We start from the raw sequence: 6,149 nt of genomic DNA, 5'->3' as shown, positions 1-6,149 counted from the left end.
TGTGTCTAACAATTGGGGTGCAGTTCATTTTTTGAATTGCTCTTTTTTTAAAACGTCTATGAATACGGTAAATGAAATTTTTCATTGTCTTATTACGCCGTTTTCAACACTTTAATACCTTTTACGATATTCCAAATGAAATAGTAAATTCCTACAAGAATGAACACTGCATATGTGATAATCATTCCTATTCCAGCACCGTCAGATTGATTAAAACCTAAACCGTACATGCCTGATACTGCTAGTCCTCCAAATAAGATTGCGTATGGGAAAACATGTGACCAAAATGCTTTTTTCGCGTGATATTTCACTTCATCTTCTGCAACAAAGTACACGATAATTGGTAGTAAAAATGGTGCAAAAAAGATACTAAAGTAACATAACGAAGATAAAATATTATTTCCTTTCATCCGATTCACCTCTAAATAGTTTTTGTTACCTTCATTATGTCAGGAAACCATTCTAGAAACTATCGCTTTACCTTTCACTAACGTGACATATTTGTAAGATTTTCCTCAAATTAAATCCCGTCTGAATTTTCAGGCGGGATCACTTTCACTATATTCGATTCATAAACCAATACTGTGTAATTGCTAAATATTCTCGTACATTCGATGGAATGATGATTGGTTTCGGTGTTTTTGCCGGAAGACCTTCTAATTGTAAGCCTTGTTTGGCCGCTATTTTTTTCGCTCTAAACATATGAAAATCGTTTGTTACGATCATACCTTTTTTCATATCGGCTGGAATTAACGGTTTTGAGAATGTAATATTCTCATCTGTACTCGTAGATTTGTCCTCCATTATAATACGGTCTTCTGCGATGTTTTGTTTTATTAGTCCTTGTTTCATTGCTAATGCTTCTGAAATGTCTTCACCTTTTCCTTGTCCTCCAGATACAATAGCGATTGTTTTCTCATGTGATTTTAAATATTCAGCTGCTTTATCAATACGATATTGCAATGAATAAGATGGTTTCGTTCCATTTACTTTCGATCCTAGTACAATTATGTACTCAGCATCGTCACTTGCATTCATATGTCCATGCTTATAAATGTGATATTGTAAAAACCCCGCATATACGGCGCAAATCATTATAACAACTAAAATGCACTTTATTATTCTCTTCTTTCTCATACTCATATACTCCTATTTTCTTTTACTTCCTTCATGATAATATCCATTTATTTGTTTGTATACAGACAAATTCCAATAAACCCTAATTTATCCTCTGAAAGGTAATATTTATATTACTTTCGGGAATAGTAAGTACAACTTTACACGAAGGAGTGTCTCTATTGCTTCTCTTTTTATGTAACGTGTCGTTCTTTTTCATCTTATTTTTACTATCGCTTAAGTTACTCGGTAAATCCGCGTTAGCGCAACTAACTCCTCATGATTTTGGGGCTATAATTTTTTTATCTTATTTAGCTTTCCAGGCCATCCCCGTCTCTGGTGCTTTACAAGCATTTCTCGGTATGGTTGTTATTACATGTTTACATTTACTCCTTACAAAATTAAGCCTATTCAACAAACTAAATCGTTTTATTCTCGGACACCCTATCATTTTAATTAAACATGGTGATATTATTTTTGAGAACTTACAAAAAAGTAGATATCCCATTGCCGAACTACTTTCTAATCTTCGCGTTGCAGGATATCCAAGTGTTCATGAAATTGAATACGCCATTTTAGAAGCGAACGGAGCTATTAGTATTTTACCAAAAAGAGAACTTGTACCATTAACTCCAAAAGATTTAAACATAGATGTTAAGTATGCTGGATTACCAATTGCACTTATCGTCGATTCACAAATTCAATATGATAACTTAAAGTTAATACATAAAGATGAAAAATGGTTATATAAAGAATTAAAAGAAAAAGGAATTACAACTATTAAAAACGTTGCCTTTGCTTCTGTTCAAGAAACGGATGGATCTTTTGCGATTAGTTTAAAAGAATAAGAAAATCCCCTTAATTGCTTAAGGGGATTTTTTATCATATCGCTTCTTTCTCTCCTGCCATATTTAATGGAACAGGATGTTTCATACGATTCATTGTAAATACGATAATTGCTGTCATTACTTCAGCAACTGGCATAACGAGCCAAATCCCATTTATACCAAATAATTTCGGCATAATCCATAACAATGGAATGATAAATAGTAATCCACGGCTCATTATAATAAGTACTGATTTCTTCGTTTGTCGCACTGATTGGAAGTACTCTCCATACACAATGTTATAACCTAAAAATACGTATTGGATAAAGAATAAACTAATACCTGTTAAGGTTAACTCCAATAATTCTGGAGATTGAACATCAAATAAATCAATGATATATTTCCCGAAGAATAATCCGACAATTATCGCAACGCCTCCGAGGACAACTGCAATTTTCACAGCAAACTGTAATCCTTCACGAAGTCTCTCTGATAAATTTGCCCCGTAATGAAAACTAGCAATTGGTTGCAATGCTGCTCCAACACCGAAGAATAATAGTAATGTCATTGCATGAATACTATTCACCATCGCATAGGAAGCTACTCCTACTTCTCCTGCATATTGGACAAATGCGATATTAAAACCAATCGTTACGATTGCAACCGTGCTTTCTGCTGTAAAACTCGGGAAACCAATCACCATAATTTGTTTGACAGTATCCCATTCAAAATGGAATTTCGTCCATTTTAAAATGCTACTTTTTCTAAAGAAATGAGTTAATAATACAAGGAAACCAATCGCTGCTGAAAGAATAGTCGCTGAAGCAGCACCTGTTACGCCCCATCCAAAGATAAAAATAAAGATATAGTCAAACAGTATATTTAATACAGCTGTTACAACAAGACCAGCCATTGCTAAATTAGGATTTCCATCATTTCGTATAAATGTACTTAAAATATTTTCTAAAACGTATATCATTCCAAATGTTAGTAATACGTGTAAATAGTCTAACGCATATGGTAAAATCACTTCATTTGCACCAAATAAGTACGCTAAATCTTCTATTCTCCATAAACAAATAGCCGCTAAAACACCTACGATAACAACTGCTACCGTCATGGATTGAGTAAAAATAGACCTTGCTCTTTCTCTTTTATTTTCACCTAATGCAATAGAATATAACGTTGCCCCGCCCATCCCGATCCATAATGAAATAGAGAAGAAAATCGAAAACGCTGGAATAGCCACGTTTACTCCTGCTAAACCGTTCGCCCCAACTCCTCTACTAATCATGACCGCGTCAATTACAATATTCACTGACATTAAAACCATTCCAAGAACGGCTGGTATTAAATAAGAAATAAATAAACTTTTAACTGGTTTTTCTCTTAATTTTTCTGTTGCTTCCATACTATTATGCTCCTTTTTCAACGCTCTGTTCACAGTTTAAACCTTCAAGTAACTTGAAGGTCAAGAGAGAATTAAAAAAATAGGAAATTTAATTATCGGAATTGATGCAGGTTTGTAATTAATAGAAGTCCTACACTCTATTTTTTCATTACTGGAATTTGAATTTCTGTTACTTGCTCCTCTGGATTTTCTGTTACAGACCAATCAATTAATCCAATCTCAATCGAATCTCCACTTATTTCGTATCCTTCTTGATCAATGTATTCCATTAATTTCTTATATGTTTCACCTGTTTCTTCATATGATCCATGATGATAAGCGCACGCAAACATACCAGCTTTAATTGAATCTGAACTATGTACTTGATAAGGCATATAATCCAAAAGAATAAATACGCTGCTATATGCTTGAAACTCCTTTTGCATGAATGCTTTTTTGGAAATTGTCACACCTATATCTCCTGAAAATAGACTATCATCCATTTGCTTCATATTTTTTTGAAGCGAATGGATATAATAATCAAACATATCATCTGTCGTATTCGGCGCCACTGCAATCGCTGTTATTTTTCTTTTTGGTATTTTTTTAATAAGTATTCGATCGGTTTCCGCTTTCGTCGCCTTCTTTATTAAATGAATTCTATGTTCCATTTTTGCTAAAGCATATTCAATTTCTCTTTGTTTCTTCAGCATCATTTCTTGTTGTTTTTCCAGTAAATTGAGTGCGTATGTTGGATTTCTTTCATCAATATATTTCTTAATTTCCTTTAACGGAATATTTAACTGGCGTAAAAATTTAATCGTATCTAACAGTGAAAATTGATCGATTGTATAATAACGATAATTCGTGTGAGGATCAACAATGGACGGATGAAAAATTCCTTTTTCATCATAATACCTCAATGTAGATTCTGCGATATTATGCATTTTTGCCATTTCTCCAATTGTAAAGCGTTTATTTAATAACATGTTTCCTTCTCCAATTCATTAAAAATATTGCCTTATTTCTTCTTATTATATAGCCATTCCCTTCATACCTAAATCAAATTCCATCATGAAAATCTGCTATTTTTTCATTGATTTTTAATAAATTTTATTATATATTAATTACAGGTTCAAATTACGAGTTCAAAAGAACTTGTAATCAGACCCTTTTGTTTAATGGGTTTTACATATTTTCATTAGGCAAATTCCGAGAAATCGTATGATAAAACTAAAAATGATGAGGAGAGGATCAGATGGAATTCGAATTTTTCTTTCAAATTGCACTTATTTTATTAAGTACAAAGCTTGCTGGTGATCTTAGTGTTAGATTAGGTCAACCTTCTGTATTAGGTAAATTAATTGTCGGTATCGTTATCGGTCCAGCTGTATTAGGTTGGATTGAAAATTCAGAGCTTCTAACTCAATTAAGTAATGTCGGGGTTATTCTTTTAATGTTTATGGCTGGACTTGAAACAGACTTAGAAGAATTAAATGCAAATCGTAATTCTTCTTTAGCCGTTGCACTCGGAGGTATCATTCTTCCATTCGTAGGTGGTTACGTTTCCGGTCTTGTTATGGGAATGGAACAAGGAAACGCTGTATTCTTAGGATTACTTCTATGTGCGACAAGTGTTAGTATTTCCGTACAAACACTTCGTGATTTAGGTAAAATGAAAACACGTGAAAGTACGACGATGCTTGGAGCCGCTGTATTTGATGACATTCTTGTTGTTATTTTATTAGCATTTGCAATGAGCTTCTTAGGTACTGATGATGTTAACTTAACAATGGTTATCTTGAAGAAAGTTGTATTCTTCGCTTCTATTATTTTAATCGGATGGAAAGGTGTTCCTGCGATTATGCGCTGGTTATCACCACTACGCGTATCTGAGTCTATCGTGAGCGCGGCTCTTATCATCTGTTTCTCATTCGCATATTTCGGCGAATTATTAGGAATTGCTGGTATTATCGGTGCTTTCGCAGCTGGTATTGCTATTTCTCAAACGAACTACAAACATGAAGTAGAAAAGAAAGTAGAACCAATCGCTTACGCTATGTTCGTTCCCGTGTTCTTCGTAAGTATCGGTATGAATATTACATTTGACGGTATTGGCAATCAAATTTGGTTCATCTTAGCATTAACTATTATCGCTGTATTAACGAAATTAATCGGTTGTGGTGTTGGTGCACGCATGACTGGATTTGACGCTAAGTCTTCTGCAATTATCGGTGCTGGAATGGTTTCTCGTGGTGAAGTTGCACTTATCATCGCAGGAACAGGACTTTCTTCAGGTCTATTAGCGCAAGATTACTTTACAGCAATTGTTATTGTCGTTATTTTAACTACAATGATTACACCACCAATGTTAAAATACACTTTTGGTGCAAAAGATAAAGCAATGAAAGCAAGTAAATAAATTTCATATTAATAAAAGGAGATTGCTATCTTATAAGATAGCAATCTCCTTTTTATTTTATCTTTAAACAATCCCGTTCTTTTTTAACCATTTTTCAAAAATAATTCGTACTTCATTATCATCAATATCATTCTCAAATGAATACACCATAATGCCATAATCATCTATATATTTACCTAGCTTCATTCCCTCCACTTTCTTATAAAAATCGTCTGCCTCATAGTGCGGAATATAAGCATCCCAAACTGGTTCATTTATTCTTTTGTACGCCGTCCTTCTAAATCATATCCGTCTTCATAATATCCGATGTGATAATGTTTGTTAGGATCATATTTCTCCATTTAAAGTCCCCTCCTACTAAACAAAAGCGAGCCTTATATTACAGCTCGCTCCT

At 33.7% G+C, this 6,149-nt stretch carries 6 protein-coding genes and 1 pseudogene; 2 read left to right on the top strand and 5 right to left on the bottom strand.

The annotated features are described in order from the left end of the window. Positions 1 to 92: 92 nt before the first annotated feature. Complete coding sequence (locus tag RT27_RS19670) at positions 93 to 410, bottom strand: DUF4870 domain-containing protein (RefSeq protein ID WP_000678056.1); 318 nt, start codon at positions 408 to 410, stop codon at positions 93 to 95. A 148-nt stretch (positions 411 to 558) separates the two neighbouring features. Beyond that, positions 559 to 1,137: a YdcF family protein gene (locus RT27_RS19665; RefSeq protein WP_016082201.1), complete on the bottom strand. Its 579-nt coding sequence runs from the start codon at positions 1,135 to 1,137 to the stop codon at positions 559 to 561. Positions 1,138 to 1,298: 161 nt separating this feature from the next. Between RT27_RS19665 and RT27_RS19660 the strand changes: the two genes are divergently transcribed. Continuing rightward, complete coding sequence (locus tag RT27_RS19660; protein WP_043937098.1) at positions 1,299 to 1,964, top strand: DUF421 domain-containing protein; 666 nt, start codon at positions 1,299 to 1,301, stop codon at positions 1,962 to 1,964. Positions 1,965 to 1,998: 34 nt separating this feature from the next. On the opposite strand, the gene RT27_RS19655 is transcribed toward RT27_RS19660, so the two are convergent. Together RT27_RS19655 and RT27_RS19650 are read right to left on the bottom strand one after the other, a co-directional pair. Further along, positions 1,999 to 3,354, bottom strand: a complete 1,356-nt coding sequence (locus tag RT27_RS19655) for an MATE family efflux transporter (protein ID WP_029441889.1) — start codon at positions 3,352 to 3,354, stop codon at positions 1,999 to 2,001. A gap of 137 nt (positions 3,355 to 3,491) precedes the next feature. Next, positions 3,492 to 4,322 (bottom strand): MerR family transcriptional regulator, encoded by an 831-nt coding sequence (locus tag RT27_RS19650; protein WP_043937096.1) that lies wholly within the window; start codon positions 4,320 to 4,322, stop codon positions 3,492 to 3,494. A gap of 269 nt (positions 4,323 to 4,591) precedes the next feature. Between RT27_RS19650 and RT27_RS19645 the strand changes: the two genes are divergently transcribed. Beyond that, complete coding sequence (locus RT27_RS19645; protein WP_029441888.1) at positions 4,592 to 5,755, top strand: cation:proton antiporter; 1,164 nt, start codon at positions 4,592 to 4,594, stop codon at positions 5,753 to 5,755. A gap of 63 nt (positions 5,756 to 5,818) precedes the next feature. Here RT27_RS19645 and RT27_RS19640 read toward each other — a convergent pair. Beyond that, a pseudogene (locus RT27_RS19640) lies at positions 5,819 to 6,096 on the bottom strand (DUF3986 family protein). Positions 6,097 to 6,149 lie beyond the last annotated feature (53 nt).

It is taken from the genome of Bacillus sp. L_1B0_5, from assembly GCF_000836715.1.
In the GTDB taxonomy this organism is placed as follows: Bacteria; Bacillota; Bacilli; order Bacillales; family Bacillaceae_G; genus Bacillus_A; species Bacillus_A thuringiensis_S.
Note: the sequence above shows the minus strand (reverse complement) of the source record. Positions and strands in the feature narration are given on the sequence as shown.